We start from the raw sequence: 17,067 nt of genomic DNA, 5'->3' as shown, positions 1-17,067 counted from the left end.
GCAGCGCTCTTCCGGCTTCAGCTTGTCCGGGTTCATGGCGAGGCACATCGAGCAGCCCGGCTCGCGCCATTCGAATCCGGCCTTGATGAAGATCTTGTCGAGACCTTCGGCCTCAGCCTGCTCCTTCACGATGCCGGAGCCCGGCACGACCATGGCGTTGACGTTCGCTGAAACGGTCTTGCCTTCGGCAATCTTCGCCGCCGCGCGCAAGTCTTCGATGCGGCCGTTGGTGCAGGAGCCGATGAAGACGCGGTCGAGCTTGATGTCGGTGATCTTCGTCCCCGCGGTCAGGCCCATGTATTTCAGCGCCCGGTGCTTGGAGATGCGCTTGGCCTCGTCCGCGATCTTGTCGGGATCGGGCACGATGCCGGTCACCGAGATGACGTCCTCGGGGCTGGTGCCCCAGGTCACGATCGGCGGCAGCTTCGCCGCATCGAGGCGCAGCTCATGGTCGAAATACGCGCCTTCGTCGGAGCGCAGCTTCTCCCAATAGCGCATCGCCGCATCCCAGGCCGCGCCCTTCGGGGCCTTCGGACGGTCGCGCAGGAAGTCGTAGGCCTTCTGGTCGGGTGCGACGAGACCTGCTCGCGCGCCGCCTTCGATCGACATGTTGCAGACCGTCATGCGGCCTTCCATCGAGAGCGCGCGGATCGCTTCGCCGGCATATTCCAGCACGTAGCCGGTGCCGCCCGCGGTGCCGATCTCGCCGATGATGGCCAGGATGATGTCCTTGCCGGTCACGCCGTCAGGCAATTTGCCGTCGACGGTGACGCGCATGTTCTTCGCCTTCTTCTGGATCAGCGTCTGCGTCGCCAGCACGTGCTCGACCTCGGAGGTGCCAATGCCGTGCGCGAGCGCGCCGAACGCGCCATGCGTCGAGGTGTGGCTGTCGCCGCAGACGATGGTGGTGCCGGGCAGCGTAAAGCCCTGCTCGGGGCCGATGACATGGACGATGCCCTGCCGCTTGTCGAACTCGTTGTAATATTCGATGCCGAATTCCTTGGCGTTCTCGGCCAGCGCCTTGATCTGCTCGATGCTCTCAGGATCGGGATTCGGCTTGGTGCGGTCGGTGGTCGGCACGTTGTGATCTACGACGGCGAGCGTCTTCTCGGGCGCGTGGACCTTGCGCCCCGTCGCGCGCAGGCCTTCGAACGCCTGCGGCGAGGTCACCTCGTGCACCAGATGGCGATCGATGTAGAGCAGGCAGGTGCCGTCCTCGGCTTCGTGCACCAGATGGTCGTTCCAGATCTTGTCGTACAATGTGGTCGGCTTGGACATGAGCGTCAGCTCCGAAAGAACGTTGTGTCAGCGGATATGCGCAGGCAGCGCGCGGGCAACAAATCGTCAGCGCAGCCTTTCAGGCTGCGCGAATAAGCTCTGACGTTGCCGAGGTCGCGAAGCGTCCGAAGAACCGGCCAGGCAGCCGCGAACGATCGTCGATGACGATGCGCTTGACGGGGGCGAGGCTGGTCGGATCTGGAAACATTCCAGGAATATATAGCAGGCCGAGTTGGAATCGCGAGTGGTTTGACGCGCACGGCTGACGCAACAAAAAAGCGCGGAGCCGAGCCCCGCGCTTCTCGAAACTTACCTGGTGGCGGAGCTTACTCGCCGACGGCGGCCTGGCGGTCCTGCTTCTCGACGATGCGGGCCGACTTGCCGCGGAGGTTGCGCAGGTAATAGAGCTTGGCGCGACGCACCTTGCCGCGGCGCACCACCTTGATCGAGTCGATCATCGGCGACATCACGGGGAACACGCGCTCCACGCCCTCGCCGTAGGAGATCTTGCGGACGGTGAAGCTCTCGTTGAGGCCACCGCCGGAACGGCCGATGCAGACGCCTTCATAGGCCTGCACGCGGGTGCGGTCGCCTTCGACGACCTTCACGTTGACGATCACGGTGTCGCCGGGACCGAATTCCGGAATGTCCTTGCCGGCGGACAGCTTGTCGAATTGCTCTTGCTCGAGCTGCTTGATCAGGTTCATGGGTAAATCTCCATCGGCGCGCCCAGCCCTGGAAACGGGGGGCTGCGCAAAATTCGTCTATCCAGCCATTGCGGATTTGGCCGCTCCTATAAGGCAAGCCGGAGCGTTTGTCACCCGTCTGTCTTGTTTTTTGGTGTTTTTTGGCGCCCGGCCCGATTCGGGACATGGGTCGGCACTTGGGCCCACAAATCCGGCCGCCGGGCCGCCGTCAGGGCCTCGGATTGCGCCCGCCGCCAGCTGGCGACCTTGGCATGATCGCCGGAGGTCAGGATCTCAGGGATCGGGGCGCCTTCGAACAGCTGCGGGCGGGTGTATTGGGGGTATTCGAGCAGGCCGTCCGAAAAGCTTTCGTCGGTTCCCGAGGCCTCCTTGCCCATCACCCCCGGCAGGAGCCGGACACAGGCGTCGATCAAGGCCAGTGCCGCGATTTCCCCCCCGGACAGGACGTAATCGCCGATCGAGACCTCCTCCAGGCTTCGTCCGTCGATCACCCGCTGGTCCACCCCCTCGAACCGTCCGCATACGATCAGGGGGCCGGGGCCCTTGGCGAGCTCTATGACCCGAGCCTGGGTCAACGGCCGCCCCCGCGGGCTCATGAGCAGGTGGGGCCGCTCGGGACCGATCTCCGCGGCATCGATCGCCGCGGCCAGAACGTCCGCGCGCAGCACCATGCCCGGGCCGCCGCCGGCCGGGGTGTCGTCGACGCTGCGGTGGCGGTCGGTGGCGGACGCCCGGATGTCTCGCGCCTCGAGCTGCCAGAGTCCGGAGGCCAGCGCACGTCCGGCCAGGCTCACGCCGAGCGGCCCCGGAAACATCTCCGGAAACAGCGTCAGCACGGTCACGTGCCAGGGTGAGGAGTTTGTCATTGCGGTCAGCTTAGCCAAAACCACGGCCTGTAGTTATGGGTCTCCGCGTTCGCGGGGACGACCTGGAGAGGCATCTTCGTCCTCGCCCTCGATCTCCTGCGGCAACGCGATGACGACCCGGCCGCCTTTGAGGTCGACCTCCGGCACCACCGCGTTGGAGAACGGCAGCAGCAGCGTCGGGCCCTTGGGCGGGGCGATCTCGATGATGTCGCCGGCGCCGAAATTCTGGATCGCGACGACGCGGCCAAGCGCGTTGCCGTCGGTGGTGACGGCGGCGAGCCCGATCAGGTCGGTGTGGTAATATTCGTCTTCTTCGGTCGCGGGCAGCTTTCCCCGCGGAACGTAGAGCTCGATGCCATTGAGGCGCTCGGCCTCATCGCGGGTCGTGACGCCCTTGAAGGTCGCGACCAGATGATCCCTGGCTTCGCGCGCCGTGGCGACCTCGAACTGGCGCTTGCCGTCCTTGGACGACAGCGGGCCGTAGCGCCTGATGGCGAAGGGATCTTCGGTGAAGGTCCACAGCTTGACCGCACCGCGCACACCATGCGCGGCGCCGATCCGCGCGACGCAGACCAGCGCCGACATGATCTGGCCTTAGGCCTTGGCGGCGGCTTCGGCCTGCGCCTTGCGCTCCTTGCGCGGCACGGCCTTCTGCGGGTTGTTGCGCGCTTCGCGCTTCTTGACGCCGGCGGCGTCGAGGAAGCGCGCCACGCGGTCCGACGGCTGTGCGCCCTTGGCGACCCAGGCCTTCACCTTCTCCATGTCGAGCTTGAGGCGCGCCTCGTTGTCCTTCGGCAGCAGCGGGTTGAAATAGCCGAGACGCTCGATGAAGCGGCCATCGCGCGGAAAGCGCGAGTCGGCGACGACGACGTGGTAGACGGGACGCTTCTTGGTGCCTGCGCGGGCGAGGCGGATCACGACGGACATTCAGTTCTCCTTAGAAAGTGCGATTTGCAAAGTACGTTTAGTTCGCTTGATTGGTATTCCGCGTCACGCGAGACCGAAGCGATCCCGTGCGACGAATTCCTCATTTCTTCTTGCCCGGGAAACCGCCAAGGCCCGGCAGCGTCGGCTTGCCGCTCAGCCCGGTCAGTCCAGGAAGGTTCGGCAGACCGCCGCGAAGACCGGCGGGCAGATCCTTCGGCAAATTCGGCAGACCCTGTCCGCCGCCGGCCTGCATCTTCTCCTGCATCGCCTTCATCTCTTCGGGCGAGGGCATCTTCATGCCGCCGCCGAAGCCCATGGCCTGGGCGATGCCGGCGAGCGGGCCGCGCTTGCCCGAGCCCATGGCCTTCATCACGTCGGCCATGTTCCGGTGCATCTTGAGCAGCTTGTTGACGTGCTCGACGCTCTGCCCGGAACCAGCGGCGATGCGCTTCTTGCGGCTGGCTTTCAGCAGATCCGGATGTCGGCGCTCGTCGCGCGTCATGGAATCGATGATCGCGACCTGGCGCTTCAGGATCTTGTCGTCGATGCCGGCCGCCGCGATCTGGTTCTTCATCTTGGAGATGCCGGGCATCATGCCCATCAGCCCGCTGATGCCGCCCATGTTGGACATCTGCAGCAGCTGCTCGCGCATGTCGTTGAGGTCGAACTGACCCTTGCGCATGCGCTCGGCAGTGCGCGCGGCCTTTTCGGCATCGATGTTGGCGGCGGCGCGCTCGACCAGCGACACCACGTCGCCCATGCCGAGGATGCGGCCGGCGATACGGTCAGGGTGGAAATCCTCCAGCGCGTCGGTCTTTTCGCCGGTGCCGATCAGCTTGATCGGCTTGCCCGTGACCGCGCGCATCGACAGCGCGGCGCCGCCGCGGCCGTCGCCGTCAACTCGTGTGAGCACGATGCCGGTGAGGCCGACGCGCTGGTCGAACGAGCGCGCGAGGTTCACGGCGTCCTGGCCGGTGAGGCTGTCGGCGACCAGCAGCACTTCATGCGGGTTCGCCGCGGCTTTGATCGCCGCCGCCTCCGCCATCATCTCCTCGTCGAGCGTGGTGCGGCCGGCGGTGTCGAGCAGCACGATGTCGTAGCCGCCGAGCTTGCCGGCTTCCAGCGCGCGCTTCGCAATCTGCGGTGGCTGCTGGCCGGCGACGATCGGAAGCGTCGGAATGTCGAGGTCGCGGCCGAGCACGGCCAGCTGCTCCATCGCCGCCGGGCGATAGACGTCGAGCGAGGCCATCAGCACCTTGCGCTTGTCGCGCTGGACCAGGCGGCGGGCGAGCTTTGCGGTGGTGGTGGTCTTGCCGGAGCCTTGCAGGCCGACCATCATGATCGGCACCGGCGGCACGGAATTGACGTCGATGGTCTGGCTCTCGGCGCCGAGCGTGTTGATCAGCTCGTCATGGACGATCTTGACCACCATCTGGCCGGGTGTGACCGACTTGACGACGGTGGCGCCGATCGCCTGCTCGCGGACGCGCTCGGTGAAGCTGCGGACCACCTCGAGCGCAACGTCGGCTTCCAGCAGCGCGCGACGCACCTCGCGCATCGCGGCGTCGACGTCCTTTTCGGTCAGCGCACCGCGCCCCGTCAGACGATCGAGAATGCCGCCAAGCCGTTCCGACAGATTGTCGAACAATGCCGTTGTCCTTGTCCTGCTCGCCGGAGAGGCGATCTTCCAAACACCTTTGCGCCCGAGGGCGCAAAGCGCTGTCGGGCGTTGACCTCTGGCCTCCGGGGCCAGTCGGCGGGTCGAAAAGAAAGCCTTTCCGAGAAAGTTGCGGGGTTAAACGCCGCTCCCACCAAAAAGTCAAGGAAAGTTAGGGTGGCGGGGTGCCTCTGGTAAGGCAAGATACTGAAAATGTGACATTTTTGGCGACGGGTTCCTTTTCTGCCGGCCGGGCCCATATAGCCGGTGATGTCTTACCGCCCCGTCTACCCCTAGACGCCCGCCGTGCCGGTCAGCCGCCGCCGTTTCGGACTGCTCGCCGGAGCCGTGATCTGGTCGGCGTCTCCTCCTCTGGATGTCCTGCATGAAGACCCATGACGGCCCTGCCTCCGACCATTTCAACGGCCTGCACTTCTTCGACCCCGACGGCGCGCCGCCGAAATCGCTTCGTGAGGTGCTGCGCTGGCAGTTCGATGGCAAGCGGCAGCGCGCGAAATGGCCGGAGTGGGCGCCGAGTCCCCATGCCGACACCCCGCCGGAGCGCGTCGATGGCGGCAAGGTCCGGCTCTCCTTCGTCGGCCACGCAAGCTGGCTGATCCAGGCCGGCGGCCTCAACATGCTCGTCGATCCCGTCTGGTCGATGCGGGTCTCCCCGGTCGCCTGGGCGGGGCCGAAGCGGCACAACGATCCCGGCATCGCCTTCGAGAAGCTGCCGCAGATCGACGTCGTGCTGGTCTCGCACGGACACTACGATCATCTGGATATCGCGACGCTGTCGCGGCTCACCAAGAATTTTGCCCCGCGCGTGGTCACCCCGCTCGGCAACGACGTCGCGATGCGCGGCGCCGACCCGACGATCAAGGTCGAGGCCTTCGACTGGCACGATCGCGTCGAGCTCGGCGGCGGCATCGCCGTGCATCTGGTGCCGACGAGGCACTGGACCGCGCGCGGCCTGTTCGACCGCAACAAGGCGCTGTGGGCGAGTTTTGTATTGGAGACGCCGGCCGGCAAGATCTACATCGTCTGCGATTCCGGCTATGGCGACGGCAGACACTTCCGGCGCGTCGCCGAGAAGCATGGGCCGTTGCGCCTGGCGATCCTCCCGATCGGCGCCTACGAGCCGCGCTGGTTCATGCGCGATCAGCACATGAATCCGGAAGATGCAGTGAAGGCGCTGGCAGATTGCGGCGCCGAGGCCGCGCTCGGGCATCATCACGGCACGTTCCAGCTGACGGACGAGGCGATCGACGCGCCAGCCAAGGCGCTGGTGGAAGCGCTCGACGCCGCGAAGATCCCGCAGGAGCGGTTCGTGGCGATGAAGCCGGGGCAGGTGGTGGAGATTTAGCTGATAGCTGGCGTCATTCTCCGCTGTCGTCCCGGCCTTCGCCGGGACGACACCGTTGTTGTGGCGAGCGGCGTGCCTCTTACGACCGGCCTTACTGCCCCGCCTTGATCGCCCAGCTCACATTCACCGTCACCGACAGCGTTTCCTCGCCGGGCGCGACCGCGGCGGGCGCGGCCATTGGCGCTGCCATTCGCGCCTTGAACAGCGGCACCGGCGCGCCGCCCTCCGATATGCTGAGCGGCGCGCCCAGCGTCACGCCGGTGGCTTTGGCATAGACCTCCGCCTTGCGCCGCGCATCCGCAACTGCCTGCTCGCGCGCGTCGTCGAGCAGCTTTGACGCCTGCGTCACCTCGAACGAGATGTTGCCGATATCGTTGGCGCCGGCGTTGACCAGCGCGTCGATCACGCCGGCAACCTTGGTCACGTCGCGGATCTTCACGGTGACGCGGTTGGAGGCGCGGAAGCCGACCACGGGCGAGGCGCCGGTGGATTTGTTCTGGCCGTATTGCGGCTGCAGCGACAGCCGCGAGGTCTGGTAATCCTTCTCGGCGATGCCAGCGCCCTTCAGCGCCAGCAGTACCTTGCCCATCGCGGCGTTGTTGGCGTCAGAAGCCTCCTTCGCCGTCTTGGCGTCGTTGGCGACGCCGGCATCGATGTGCGCGAGATCGGGTGCCGCGGAAATCGTAGCCTCGCCGCTCACCGTAACGGCGGACGGAAAATCGTCGGCGCGTGCTGGCGCCGTCAGCAGTGCGGTGGCGAAAACGGCGGCGAGTATGGCAGGCTTTTTCATCGGTCTCACTTCAGCGGCACGAAAACGTTGATCACGAGCTTGTCCTCGGCCGTCTTCAGGGGATCGGTGAGGTACTCCTCGATGAAGGTGTCCTTGGCTTCCAGCTTCTTGTCGTCGAGGTGATTGGTGATTGCCTCATAGGTGTTGTCCATGTTGTCGTAGGAGCCGTGATGGACGAACTTCAGTGCCTTGCCCTCCGGCGATTTGCCGATGCTCATGTCCTTGGACAGGTTCTTGGGATCCTGGTCGACCGGGATCTCGGCAAGGAAAGTGAAGCCGGTGTCGTCAGTCGAGGTGTAGACGATCATCGGATTGCCGGCTTGCTTGATGCCCTGCTTGTCCAGCAGCGTGTTCAGCGCCTTGAAAGCGTCGATCAGCGTGTCGAAGGCCGAGTCCCAATTGGCAGTGCCCTTGACCATCACGACCTTCCTGGCCTCGAGCGTGGTCTCGAGGCCAAAGGGATCGGCGGTCTGCACCGGGGCGGGGGTGGCGGCCGTGGCTGGCGGGGGCCCCGCCGGGCTGGGTGAGGCACTGGCTGCGGGCGAAGGCGTCGCCGCCGGTGAGGTGCTGGCCGCCGGCGAGGGCGTCGCAGCAGGCGCAGGCGAAGCACTCGCGGCGGGCGCCGGCAAGGCCGACGGCGCAGGCGAGGGGCTTGCCGACGCGGCCGGCGCCGGGCTCGATGTCTGTGCCGCAGCCCCGGACAGGCCAATCGAGATGGCCGCCGCCGGGATCAGCGCGGCCAGAGCGAGACGACGAAAACCAGTCATTCTATTCTCCCCAAGGCCTTGATTCACCAAGGCCCGAATTCATCGAGGCCCTACCCACCAAGGCCTCAACCCGGTCGCGCGTCCCGGTTCGCGCGAACCGCGCCGTTCTAACACGCGAGCACCGAATTCGTCCCATGACAGATGCGTCATGGCGGACGTCTTGGCGCCCAGCGGCAAATCACTGGCCAAGCCGGCAAGGATGGCCATATAAGGCAGGCGAAATTCGGGAATTTTCATGAGCGCGCTGGCCAACCACGCATTTGCCAAGATGAACGGCATCGGCAACGAGATCGTCGTTGTCGACATGCGCGATTCCGCAGGCCGGGTCACGCCGGAAGACGCCCGCGCCGTGGCGTCCGCTCCTGGCGGCGTGGCTTACGACCAGCTCATGGTGCTGCAGAAGCCGCGGCTCGACGGCACCGAAGCCTTCATCCGCATCTACAACAATGACGGCTCGGAGGCCGGCGCCTGCGGCAACGGCATGCGCTGCGTGGTGCGCCGCATCTTCGAGAAGACCGGGCAGACCGCCGCGACCTTCGAGACGTCCGCCGGTCTGCTCAATGCCTGGCAGGGCCCGGCGGCCGATCTCTACACCGTGGATATGGGCGTGCCAAAATTCGGCTGGCAGGACATTCCGCTGGCGGAAGAGTTTCGCGACACCCGCTATATCGAATTGCAGATCGGGCCGATCGACGATCCGATCCTGCATTCGCCCTCCGTGGTGAGCATGGGCAATCCGCATGCGGTGTTCTGGGTCGAGGACGTCAACGCCTACGATCTCGGCCGCTTCGGTCCGCTGCTGGAAAACCATCCCATCTTCCCCGAGCGCGCCAACATCACGCTCGCCCATATCGTCGATCCCGAGCACATCACGATCCGCACCTGGGAACGCGGTGCGGGCCTGACCAGGGCCTGCGGGTCGGCGGCTTGCGCCACGGCCGTCGCCGCGGCGCGGCTGAAGCGCGCAGAGCGCAGGGTCGAGATCACGCTGCCCGGCGGCAAGCTCGGCATCGAATGGCGCGAGCGTGACGACCACGTGCTGATGACGGGGACGGCGACCTTCGAATATGAGGGCACCTTCGATCCGGCGCTGTTCGCGTCGGTCACGTGATGGGCGTCGAGGTCGTCACCTTCGGCTGCCGCCTCAATGCGTTCGAGGCCGAGGTGATTCGCGGCAAAGCAGAGGGCGCCGGCCTTTCCGACACCATCGTCATCAACAGCTGCGCCGTCACCAACGAGGCGGTGGCGCAGGCGCGGCAGTCGATCCGCAAATTGAAGCGCGAGCGTCCCGGTGCGCGCATCGTCGTCACCGGCTGCGCTGCGCAAACCGAAACCGCGATGTTCGCCGACATGGCCGAGGTCGATCGTGTCGTCGGCAATGACGACAAGATGCGCGGCGAAGCGTGGCGCGAGACGCACGCGGCATTCGCCATCGGCGCCGGCGAGAAGATCGCCGTCAGCGACATCATGGCTATCAGGGAGATGGCGCCGCATCTGGTCGACGGCTATGCGAGCGGCCTGCCGCGGGTATTCGTGCAGGTGCAGAACGGCTGCGACCATCGCTGCACCTTCTGCATCATCCCGTTCGGCCGCGGCAATTCGCGCTCGCTGCCGATGGGCGCGGTGGTGGAGCAGGTGCGGGCGCTGGCCGAGCGCGGCCATGCCGAGATCGTGCTGACTGGCGTCGACCTCACCAGCTACGGCGCTGATCTGCCGGGCGCGCCGAAGCTCGGCATGCTGACCAAGCAGATCTTGCGGCATGTGCCGGAACTGAAGCGCCTGCGCATCTCCTCGATCGATTCGATCGAAGCGGATCGCGACCTGCTCGACGCCATCGCCGACGATTCGCGGCTGATGCCGCATCTGCACCTGTCGCTGCAATCGGGCGACGACATGATCCTGAAGCGCATGAAGCGGCGGCATTCGCGCAAGGACGCCGTCGCGTTCTGCGACCAGGTGCGCCGCCTTCGCCCGGACATCGCCTTTGGCGCCGACATCATCGCAGGCTTTCCGACCGAGACGGAGGAGATGTTCTCGCGTTCATTGGATCTCGTCGACGAATGCGGCCTCACCTTCTTGCACGTCTTCCCCTACTCCCCGCGTCCCGGCACGCCGGCCGCGCGGATGCCGCAGGTTGGCGGTGCGATCAAGGAGCGCGCAAAGCGGCTGCGGGCCGCTGGCGAAGCGGCATTGCGGCAGCGGCTGCAAGCCGAAATCGGCGCAACGCGCGATGTGCTGATCGAGAGCGACGGGCAGGGCCGCACGGAGCACTATCTGCCGGTGGCGATTGCGGGCGAGCAGGTTGGAAGCATCGTGCCACGAGTGATTGCCGGCCTTGATGGCGAGCGGCTCACCGCATAGTCGGCGTCGTCGCCCGGCTTGCCGTCTTCGCTAAAGCTTCGCCCCGAGCTCAGCTGTGGGCCCGGCGTAGCTTGCGGAGACGGGACCGGGCGACCCAGTACGCCGCGGCTTCTCGGTTCAATCTCCGCGTCTCTGGAATACTGGATTGCCCGCTTTCGCGGGCAATGACAGCTGAATGTGTGATGAGCAGCAAGCGCCCCTACAACGCCCGCACCTGCCAGAACCGCAGTGTGCGCCGCGCGTTCTCCGGCGTCATTCTCGCAAAATGGCCCTGCGCTCGTGCGAGATCCGCCGGCTTCATCGCACCCGTCGCGAAGCGGCTTTCGAGCACGGCCACGGTCGTATCCCAACTGAGCTGCGCGGCCTTGCATGGCACCAGGAGACCGTCGTCGCGCAAGCTCTGCATCAGCGGACGGATCACCTCGGCCGTCGATTCGGCCAGCGCGGCGAGGGCAGCCACGGTCTCCTCATAGCGCCGCTGTCTGGCGAAGCCGAACAATGTCGCCTCATCAAGCTGGCCGGCGGCCTTGAGACTCGCAATCGCGCGCTTGGCGCCTTCGAAATCGCGCACGGCGGACATCTCGCGTTCGACGCCGATCGTGACGGCGGCGATCGCGCTCTGGATCTCCTCGAACAGATGCGGCGGCGCGCGCGACAACAGCCGGGTGCGCACGGCATCCGTCGCCGAACGCAGCAATTGGCGGCGCAGATCCGACGGCAGATCGACGCGAACGCCGACGCTGATCGCGAGCTCGGGATCGCTTTCCGCCTGGCTGACGATGACCGTAAATCCATTGCCGGAGACGCGCGCGCCAGGATTGGCGGCAATGCGCCGGCTGACGCTGGGATAGCGGCGCGCCAGCAGCGCGTCGGTCACGATCTCCTTCAGCCACCAGCGGCCCGCGACTGCGAGCAGATGCGGCTCGCCCTTGCTGGAGGCGATCTTTACCAGCTCGCCGTCGTCGAGCCGCGCGGATTCCTGCAGCACGGGGCCGGCGATGCGGATCTCGTCGTTGTTGGCGAGGCGGCGGATCACCGAGGGCGGCGCTTGTGCGATCGGCGCGAGCTGCGCGCTGATCTCGGCCAGTGCGATTCGCGCCCCCATGTCGGCGACGGCGCGCAGCTCGATGGTGCCGATCAGGCGCTCGAGCACGTCGTCGAACAGCGCGATCTGCTCGTCGTCGAAACGACCGGCGGAAGACAGGAACAGGTCGGTGACGCGCCGCGCCGTTTCCAGACCCTTTTCCGGCGAGCCGATCCGAAGTGCGGATTCGACCTCGTCGATGATCGATAGCCCGGCCCTGGTCATCACGCGCTGCTCGTCCTGAGCGGTTACGGAAGCTTTTCTAAGCAACCGTTATCATTAGAGGCGAGCCCTGAACGTTTCGTAAACCATCGGGCTCCGACCCTGATCCTGAGGGGCCCGCGAAGCGGGCGTCTCGAAGGACAGAGGCCGAGATGCAGCAGCGGGGCCTTTCATGGTTCGAGACGACGCTGACGCGCCTCCTCACCATGAGGGTCTGCGCCTATTCCCCGTTCCAGCCGCAAGCCCTGAGCTTCTCGTGCATGTGAGGCGGCGCGGGTGCCACCACGCGGATCGGCTCCTTGTTGCGGGAGATCGGCACCACGATCTCGCGGGAGTGCAGGTGCAGCCGCGGCTCGCCGAAACGCGGGCCGTTGCCGTAAATGTTATCGCCGAAGATCGGCCATCCGCTCTCGGCCGAATGCACCCGCAATTGGTGGGTCCGCCCGGTCACCGGTTCCATGGCAAGCCAGGTGAAACCCTCGCCCCGGCCCATCACCTTCCAGTTGGTGATGGCCTTCTGGCCCTCGGGGTCGGGCTTCTGCCACCAGCCACGCTCGGCATTGAGCCGGCCGAGCGGCATGTCGATGGTGCCTTCGTCCGCGCTGGGGCCGCCCTCGACCACGGTCCAGTAGGTCTTGCCGATCTTGCCGTGCTTGAACAGCAGGCCGAGCGAGGCGGTTGCCTTGCGGTGGCGGCCGAGCACGAGGCATCCGGAGGTGTCCTTGTCGAGCCGGTGGGCCAGCACCGGCGGCCGCGGCAGGCCGAAACGCAATGCGTCGAAGGAAGCCTCCAGATTGGCGCCGCCCTTGGGGCCGCGATGCACCGGCAGGCCGGCCGGCTTGTCGATGACCAGCATCAGCCCGTCGCGATGGAGCACGCGGGCCATGATCTCGTCGGCGGTCAATTCGGGAACATCGAGCAATTGCAAGACTTTCGTTTAGGGGCGGGAACGGCTAACACACCCCGGTGCGGCGGATTTGGCATTCGCTCGGTGTTCGCCGCAAGCGCGAAGCGAATGCCAAATCCAAAAGCCGCATTGGCAAAGAAATTTTCTCTCGTGCCGCTCTTCGATTTGAAGTTCCTAACCGAACTTGCGGCAAGAGAGTAGGAACTTCAAATCGGCGGCACGAGCACATGAACGATACCACGTCAGATCCCCCCAAGCTGAGCTGGTGGCGCCGCCTGTCCAACGGGCTGAAGCGTACTTCATCCTCGCTCGGGACCGCGGTCGCCGATCTCGTCACCAAGCGCAAGCTCGACCGCGCCATGCTCGACGATATCGAGGACGTGTTGCTGCGCGCGGATCTCGGGACTTCCGTCGCGGTCCGGATCGCGGATGCCGTCGGCGCGGGGCGCTACGACAAGGCGATCTCGGCGGACGAGGTCAAGGACGTCGTCGCCACCGAGGTCGAGAAGGTGCTGGCGCCGGTGGCGAGGCCGCTCGAGATCGACACGGCCAGGAAGCCGTTCGTGATCCTCGTCGTCGGCGTCAACGGCTCCGGCAAGACCACCACGATCGGAAAGCTCTCGCAGAAATTCGCGTCCGAAGGCCGCAAGGTGATGCTCGCCGCCGGCGACACGTTTCGCGCCGCCGCCATCGAGCAGCTCAAGGTCTGGGGCGAGCGCACCAGGACGCCGGTCATCGCGGGCGCTCAGGGCTCGGATTCGGCGAGCCTTGCCTTCAGCGCGCTGACCGCGGCGAAGGAGCGGAATCTCGACGTGCTGCTGATCGACACCGCCGGGCGTCTGCAAAATAAGGCCGAGCTGATGAACGAGCTCGAAAAGGTGGTGCGCGTCATCCGCAAGGTGGACGACACTGCGCCGCATGCCGTGCTGCTGGTGCTGGATGCGACGGTCGGCCAGAATGCGCTGTCGCAGGTCGAAGCCTTCCATCGCACCGCCGGGGTCACCGGCCTCGTGATGACCAAGCTCGACGGCACCGCTCGAGGCGGCATACTGGTGGCGCTCGCCGAGAAATTCAAACTGCCGGTGCATTTCATCGGCGTCGGCGAAGGCGTCGACGATCTCGCGCCGTTCACCGCGCGCGATTTCGCCCGCGCGATCGCCGGAATCGAATAGCGTCATCCTTCGAGACGCCGCTTGCGCGGCTCCTCAGGATGAGGTCGTGCCACACATGAGGTCCTCATCCTGAGGAGACCGCGGAGCGGTCGTCTCGAAGGATGGGAGAGACGGAAGAGAGAATGGACAAGACCCAGCCGCATCCGCTGTTCAAGCTCGCGACCGAACTCGGTCCGCTGCTCGTGTTCTTCTTCGTGAACGCGAAATTCAATCTGTTCGCCGCGACCGGCGCCTTCATGGTCGCGATCGTGGCAGCAATGGCCGCTTCCTATGTGGTGACGCGCCACATCCCGATCATGGCGATCGTGACCGGCGTGATCGTGCTGGTGTTCGGCACGCTGACCCTGGTGCTGCACGACGAGACCTTCATCAAGGTCAAGCCGACCATCATCTACGGCCTGTTCGCCGCGATCCTCGGCGGCGGCCTCTTGTTCGGCCGTTCCTTCATCGCCGTGATGTTCGACCAGATGTTCAACCTGACGCCGCAGGGCTGGCGCATCCTCACGCTGCGCTGGGCGTTGTTCTTCGCCGGCATGGCGGTGCTGAACGAGATCATCTGGCGCACCCAGAGCACGGACTTCTGGGTGAACTTCAAGGTGTTCGGCGTGACGCCCATCACGATGATCTTCGCCATCGCGCAGATGCCGCTGACCAAGCGCTACGGGATCGAGCCCGCGTCGCTGGAGACGAGCGAAGCCGAGGCGGGCGATGTGAGCAAGGGGTGACGGTCTCGTGTCCCGGACGCGCGAAGCGCGAGCCGGGACCCAGGCTGTTTCTACAAATGCGGTTGTGGTGACATGGGCCCCGGCTCTGCAGCGCATCGATGAAGGATCGCTGCGCTGCGTCCGGGGCACGGAAGCGCTAACGCTAAAGCATGATCCGGAAAAGTGCGCCGAGGTTTTCCGAAAAGATCATGCTTAAACAACAACCTAAAGCGCGATGACGATTCATCCAAATCTCATCGCGCTTTAGCTTCCCGCCCCCTTCAGCGCCTTCTCCATCTGCGGCATCAATACCGTCCGCAGATTATCCGCCGTGATCGGCCCCACCAGCTTGTAGACAATGGTGCCCTCGCGCCCGACGACGAAGGTTTCCGGCACGCCATAGACGCCCCATTCGATCGAAGCGCGGCCGTTGGCGTCGACGCCGACGCGGCTGAACGGGTTGCCGTAGCGGCCGAGGAAGCGGCGCGCATTGTCGGAGGCATCCTTGTAGTTGATGCCGACCAGCTGGAAGCGCTTGTCCTTGGCGAGCTCGGTCAGGAGCGGCGCCTCGTCATGGCACGGCACGCACCAGGACGCCCAGACATTGACGAGGCTGACCTTGCCCTTGAACGCGGCGGGATCGAGGCCCGGCACCTGGGTGCCGTTGTCCTGCAATCCCTCGAGCGGCGGCAGCGCCGTTTGCGGCGCCGGCCGACCGATCAGCGCGGAGGGAATCCGCGAGGGGTCGCCGCTGCCGAGCCGGAACCAGAACAGCAGCGCAAGGCCGATGAAGGCGATCAGCGGCAGCACCATCAGGAAGGTGCGGCGCTGCGGCGGGGCGGAGGTCGACTGATCGCTCATCGCAGCTCCGTCGCGCTACGGCCTGAACCACGGGTGATGCCGCGCTCCTCCAGTTCGCGCAGTCGCTGCGTCTGGCTGCGATAATCGAGCATGACCCAGCCGATGAGGATTGCGATCACGAGGGCGGCAGCCGCGTAAGAGGTCACGATGAAGGATGCGTAGGGACCAAGTGACATCATCATGCGGCCCCAACCTCTTTTGACGCGTTTCCGTCACGCGACGCGGTGCCGACGTCGCTGGAGAACGCCATGCGGCTCGCCTGCATCATCTGCAGCGATCGGACCCGGCGGCGCAGGATTTCGTTGCGCATTGCCGCGATGTGCAGCGTGACGAACAGCAGCGTGAAGGCGATCGCCATCACCAGCAGCGGAATCAGGAAGGATTTGTCGAGCGTCGAGCCGCCCATGCGCATCACGGAGGCCGGCTGGTGCAGCGTGTTCCACCAGTCGACCGAGAACTTGATGATCGGAAGATTGATCGCGCCAACCAGCGTCAGCACCGCTGCGGCGCGTGCCGCGCGCGAGGGATCGTCGACCGCGCGCCACAGCGCCATCAGGCCGAGATACATCAGGAACAGGATCAGCACCGAGGTCAGCCGCGCGTCCCACTCCCAATAAGTGCCCCACATCGGCCGGCCCCACAGCGAGCCCGTGAGCAGCGCGAGGAAGGTGAAGGCGGCGCCGATGGGCGCAGCAGCCTTGGCGGCGACATCGGCAAGCGGATGCCGCCACACCAGCGTGCCCAGCGAGGCAATGCTCATCACGCCCCAGACGAACATCGACAGCCAGGCATTGGGCACGTGGATGAACATGATCTTCACGGTCGCGCCCTGCTGGTAGTCGTCGGGTGCGTAGACAGACTGATAGAGTCCGATCGCGAGCAGGATGACGGTCGCGGCCGCGAGCCACGGCAACACCCGCGCCGCCAGCGCGAGGAACCGGGTCGGATTGGCGAGGTCGATCAGCGTCATGGTATCCTGATAATCACCGGGGGCCGCTCAGGCAATCAGCACGAAAGGCCGCCGCGAAAGTTGATCGGGGTCAAGGTCAGTCGAGCCCATCTCAATCGAGACCATGGCGCAGGCTCGCCGCTGCCGCGAACGGGCCGATCACGAGGCTGACCAGGGACAGCGCGCAGAGGATCGAGAACGGCGCGCCGAACGTCATGGGACCGACGATCACCGCCTGCGAGGCGGCAACGCCGAAGATCAGCACAGGAATCGACAGCGGCAGCACCAGGACGGCCATCAGCAGCCCGCCGCGGTGGAGCGTCACCGCCAGCGCCGCGCCGATCATGCCGGTGAAGGTCAGGGCCGGGGTGCCCGCCAGCAACGTCAGCGCCACCGCAGCCGTGGCGACCATGTCGAGGTTGAGCAGCAGGCCGAGCACGGGGGTTGCG

19 protein-coding genes are annotated in these 17,067 nt (G+C 65.7%); 5 read left to right on the top strand and 14 right to left on the bottom strand.

Features of this window, described 5'->3' with window-relative positions; all coding sequences use genetic code 11:
- The 6 genes from leuC to ffh form a co-directional block, all read right to left on the bottom strand.
- Positions 1-1,278, bottom strand: a 1,278-nt coding sequence (gene leuC, locus IC50_RS08495) for a 3-isopropylmalate dehydratase large subunit (protein WP_035702963.1), incomplete at its 3' end; no start/stop codon positions are given.
- A 326-nt stretch (positions 1,279-1,604) separates the two neighbouring features.
- Positions 1,605-1,985 (bottom strand): 50S ribosomal protein L19, encoded by a 381-nt coding sequence (gene rplS / locus IC50_RS08490; protein ID WP_011083318.1) that lies wholly within the window; start codon positions 1,983-1,985, stop codon positions 1,605-1,607.
- 110 nt (positions 1,986-2,095) lie between these two features.
- On the bottom strand, positions 2,096-2,851 hold the full coding sequence (gene trmD, locus IC50_RS08485) for a tRNA (guanosine(37)-N1)-methyltransferase TrmD (RefSeq protein ID WP_035702962.1): 756 nt from the start codon (positions 2,849-2,851) through the stop codon (positions 2,096-2,098).
- Positions 2,852-2,884: 33 nt separating this feature from the next.
- The gene (rimM, locus tag IC50_RS08480) at positions 2,885-3,436 is read right to left on the bottom strand and encodes a ribosome maturation factor RimM (RefSeq protein WP_035702961.1); all 552 of its coding nucleotides are present in this window, start codon (positions 3,434-3,436) and stop codon (positions 2,885-2,887) included.
- A 9-nt stretch (positions 3,437-3,445) separates the two neighbouring features.
- Positions 3,446-3,778 carry a 30S ribosomal protein S16 gene (rpsP, locus tag IC50_RS08475; protein WP_035702960.1) on the bottom strand — a complete coding sequence of 111 codons (333 nt, stop codon included), beginning with the start codon at positions 3,776-3,778 and terminating at the stop codon, positions 3,446-3,448.
- A gap of 100 nt (positions 3,779-3,878) precedes the next feature.
- Complete coding sequence (gene ffh, locus IC50_RS08470; protein ID WP_035702959.1) at positions 3,879-5,426, bottom strand: signal recognition particle protein; 1,548 nt, start codon at positions 5,424-5,426, stop codon at positions 3,879-3,881.
- A 394-nt stretch (positions 5,427-5,820) separates the two neighbouring features.
- Between ffh and IC50_RS08465 the strand changes: the two genes are divergently transcribed.
- The gene (locus tag IC50_RS08465; protein WP_035702967.1) at positions 5,821-6,801 is read left to right on the top strand and encodes an MBL fold metallo-hydrolase; all 981 of its coding nucleotides are present in this window, start codon (positions 5,821-5,823) and stop codon (positions 6,799-6,801) included.
- A gap of 91 nt (positions 6,802-6,892) precedes the next feature.
- On the opposite strand, the gene IC50_RS08460 is transcribed toward IC50_RS08465, so the two are convergent.
- Both IC50_RS08460 and IC50_RS38970 read right to left on the bottom strand, forming a co-directional pair.
- Positions 6,893-7,591, bottom strand: coding sequence for an SIMPL domain-containing protein (locus IC50_RS08460; protein WP_035702957.1), 699 nt, complete (start codon positions 7,589-7,591; stop codon positions 6,893-6,895).
- A gap of 5 nt (positions 7,592-7,596) precedes the next feature.
- A complete protein-coding gene (locus IC50_RS38970) occupies positions 7,597-8,358 on the bottom strand; it encodes a GyrI-like domain-containing protein (RefSeq protein WP_081492394.1) in 762 nt (253 codons plus the stop codon).
- 235 nt (positions 8,359-8,593) lie between these two features.
- Between IC50_RS38970 and dapF the strand changes: the two genes are divergently transcribed.
- Positions 8,594-9,469 (top strand): diaminopimelate epimerase, encoded by an 876-nt coding sequence (gene dapF, locus IC50_RS08445; protein ID WP_035702954.1) that lies wholly within the window; start codon positions 8,594-8,596, stop codon positions 9,467-9,469.
- On the top strand, positions 9,469-10,719 hold the full coding sequence (gene mtaB, locus IC50_RS08440) for a tRNA (N(6)-L-threonylcarbamoyladenosine(37)-C(2))-methylthiotransferase MtaB (RefSeq protein ID WP_035702952.1): 1,251 nt from the start codon (positions 9,469-9,471) through the stop codon (positions 10,717-10,719). The genes dapF and mtaB overlap by 1 nt, the downstream gene beginning before the upstream one ends.
- Positions 10,720-10,918: 199 nt before the next feature.
- Here mtaB and IC50_RS08435 read toward each other — a convergent pair whose 3' ends face one another.
- Together IC50_RS08435 and IC50_RS08430 are read right to left on the bottom strand one after the other, a co-directional pair.
- Positions 10,919-12,028, bottom strand: coding sequence for a DUF2336 domain-containing protein (locus IC50_RS08435; RefSeq protein ID WP_035702950.1), 1,110 nt, complete (start codon positions 12,026-12,028; stop codon positions 10,919-10,921).
- Between the two features lie 217 nt (positions 12,029-12,245).
- Positions 12,246-12,947 (bottom strand): RluA family pseudouridine synthase, encoded by a 702-nt coding sequence (locus IC50_RS08430; protein ID WP_035702965.1) that lies wholly within the window; start codon positions 12,945-12,947, stop codon positions 12,246-12,248.
- 212 nt (positions 12,948-13,159) lie between these two features.
- On the opposite strand from IC50_RS08430, the gene ftsY reads away from it, so the two are divergent.
- Together ftsY and IC50_RS08420 are read left to right on the top strand one after the other, a co-directional pair.
- Positions 13,160-14,104, top strand: a complete 945-nt coding sequence (gene ftsY, locus IC50_RS08425) for a signal recognition particle-docking protein FtsY (protein ID WP_035702948.1) — start codon at positions 13,160-13,162, stop codon at positions 14,102-14,104.
- A 122-nt stretch (positions 14,105-14,226) separates the two neighbouring features.
- Positions 14,227-14,829 carry a septation protein A gene (locus IC50_RS08420; protein ID WP_035702947.1) on the top strand — a complete coding sequence of 201 codons (603 nt, stop codon included), beginning with the start codon at positions 14,227-14,229 and terminating at the stop codon, positions 14,827-14,829.
- 243 nt (positions 14,830-15,072) lie between these two features.
- On the opposite strand, the gene IC50_RS08415 is transcribed toward IC50_RS08420, so the two are convergent.
- The 4 genes from IC50_RS08415 to IC50_RS08400 all read right to left on the bottom strand — a co-directional run.
- Positions 15,073-15,669 carry a DsbE family thiol:disulfide interchange protein gene (locus IC50_RS08415; RefSeq protein WP_035702945.1) on the bottom strand — a complete coding sequence of 199 codons (597 nt, stop codon included), beginning with the start codon at positions 15,667-15,669 and terminating at the stop codon, positions 15,073-15,075.
- Entirely contained in the window at positions 15,666-15,851 is a 186-nt protein-coding gene (ccmD, locus tag IC50_RS08410) for a heme exporter protein CcmD (RefSeq protein ID WP_081492393.1), read from the bottom strand. The genes IC50_RS08415 and ccmD overlap by 4 nt, the downstream gene beginning before the upstream one ends.
- Entirely contained in the window at positions 15,848-16,639 is a 792-nt protein-coding gene (locus IC50_RS08405; RefSeq protein ID WP_035702943.1) for a heme ABC transporter permease, read from the bottom strand. Before IC50_RS08405 ends, ccmD begins: the two co-directional genes overlap by 4 nt.
- 91 nt (positions 16,640-16,730) lie before the next feature.
- On the bottom strand, positions 16,731-17,067 hold a 337-nt coding region (locus IC50_RS08400; protein WP_035702941.1), incomplete at its 5' end, for a heme exporter protein CcmB.

Origin of the sequence: Bradyrhizobium genomosp. I (2014) (assembly GCF_000261685.1) — a bacterium.
Classification (GTDB): domain Bacteria; phylum Pseudomonadota; class Alphaproteobacteria; order Rhizobiales; family Xanthobacteraceae; genus Bradyrhizobium.
This window is presented reverse-complemented; position numbering and strand designations above follow the sequence as displayed.

Excerpts from the sequence above, each read along its gene's own strand:
- rplS (WP_011083318.1), bottom strand. The coding sequence starts at position 1,985 with ATGAACCTGATCAAGCAGCTCGAGCAAGAGCAATTCGACAAGCTGTCC.
- trmD (WP_035702962.1), bottom strand. The coding sequence starts at position 2,851 with ATGACAAACTCCTCACCCTGGCACGTGACCGTGCTGACGCTGTTTCCG.
- rimM (WP_035702961.1), bottom strand. The coding sequence starts at position 3,436 with ATGTCGGCGCTGGTCTGCGTCGCGCGGATCGGCGCCGCGCATGGTGTG.
- rpsP (WP_035702960.1), bottom strand. The coding sequence starts at position 3,778 with ATGTCCGTCGTGATCCGCCTCGCCCGCGCAGGCACCAAGAAGCGTCCC.
- IC50_RS08465 (WP_035702967.1), top strand. The coding sequence starts at position 5,821 with ATGAAGACCCATGACGGCCCTGCCTCCGACCATTTCAACGGCCTGCAC.
- IC50_RS08460 (WP_035702957.1), bottom strand. The coding sequence starts at position 7,591 with ATGAAAAAGCCTGCCATACTCGCCGCCGTTTTCGCCACCGCACTGCTG.
- IC50_RS38970 (WP_081492394.1), bottom strand. The coding sequence starts at position 8,358 with ATGACTGGTTTTCGTCGTCTCGCTCTGGCCGCGCTGATCCCGGCGGCG.
- dapF (WP_035702954.1), top strand. The coding sequence starts at position 8,594 with ATGAGCGCGCTGGCCAACCACGCATTTGCCAAGATGAACGGCATCGGC.
- mtaB (WP_035702952.1), top strand. The coding sequence starts at position 9,469 with ATGGGCGTCGAGGTCGTCACCTTCGGCTGCCGCCTCAATGCGTTCGAG.
- IC50_RS08435 (WP_035702950.1), bottom strand. The coding sequence starts at position 12,028 with ATGACCAGGGCCGGGCTATCGATCATCGACGAGGTCGAATCCGCACTT.
- ftsY (WP_035702948.1), top strand. The coding sequence starts at position 13,160 with ATGAACGATACCACGTCAGATCCCCCCAAGCTGAGCTGGTGGCGCCGC.
- IC50_RS08420 (WP_035702947.1), top strand. The coding sequence starts at position 14,227 with ATGGACAAGACCCAGCCGCATCCGCTGTTCAAGCTCGCGACCGAACTC.
- IC50_RS08415 (WP_035702945.1), bottom strand. The coding sequence starts at position 15,669 with ATGAGCGATCAGTCGACCTCCGCCCCGCCGCAGCGCCGCACCTTCCTG.
- ccmD (WP_081492393.1), bottom strand. The coding sequence starts at position 15,851 with ATGATGATGTCACTTGGTCCCTACGCATCCTTCATCGTGACCTCTTAC.
- IC50_RS08405 (WP_035702943.1), bottom strand. The coding sequence starts at position 16,639 with ATGACGCTGATCGACCTCGCCAATCCGACCCGGTTCCTCGCGCTGGCG.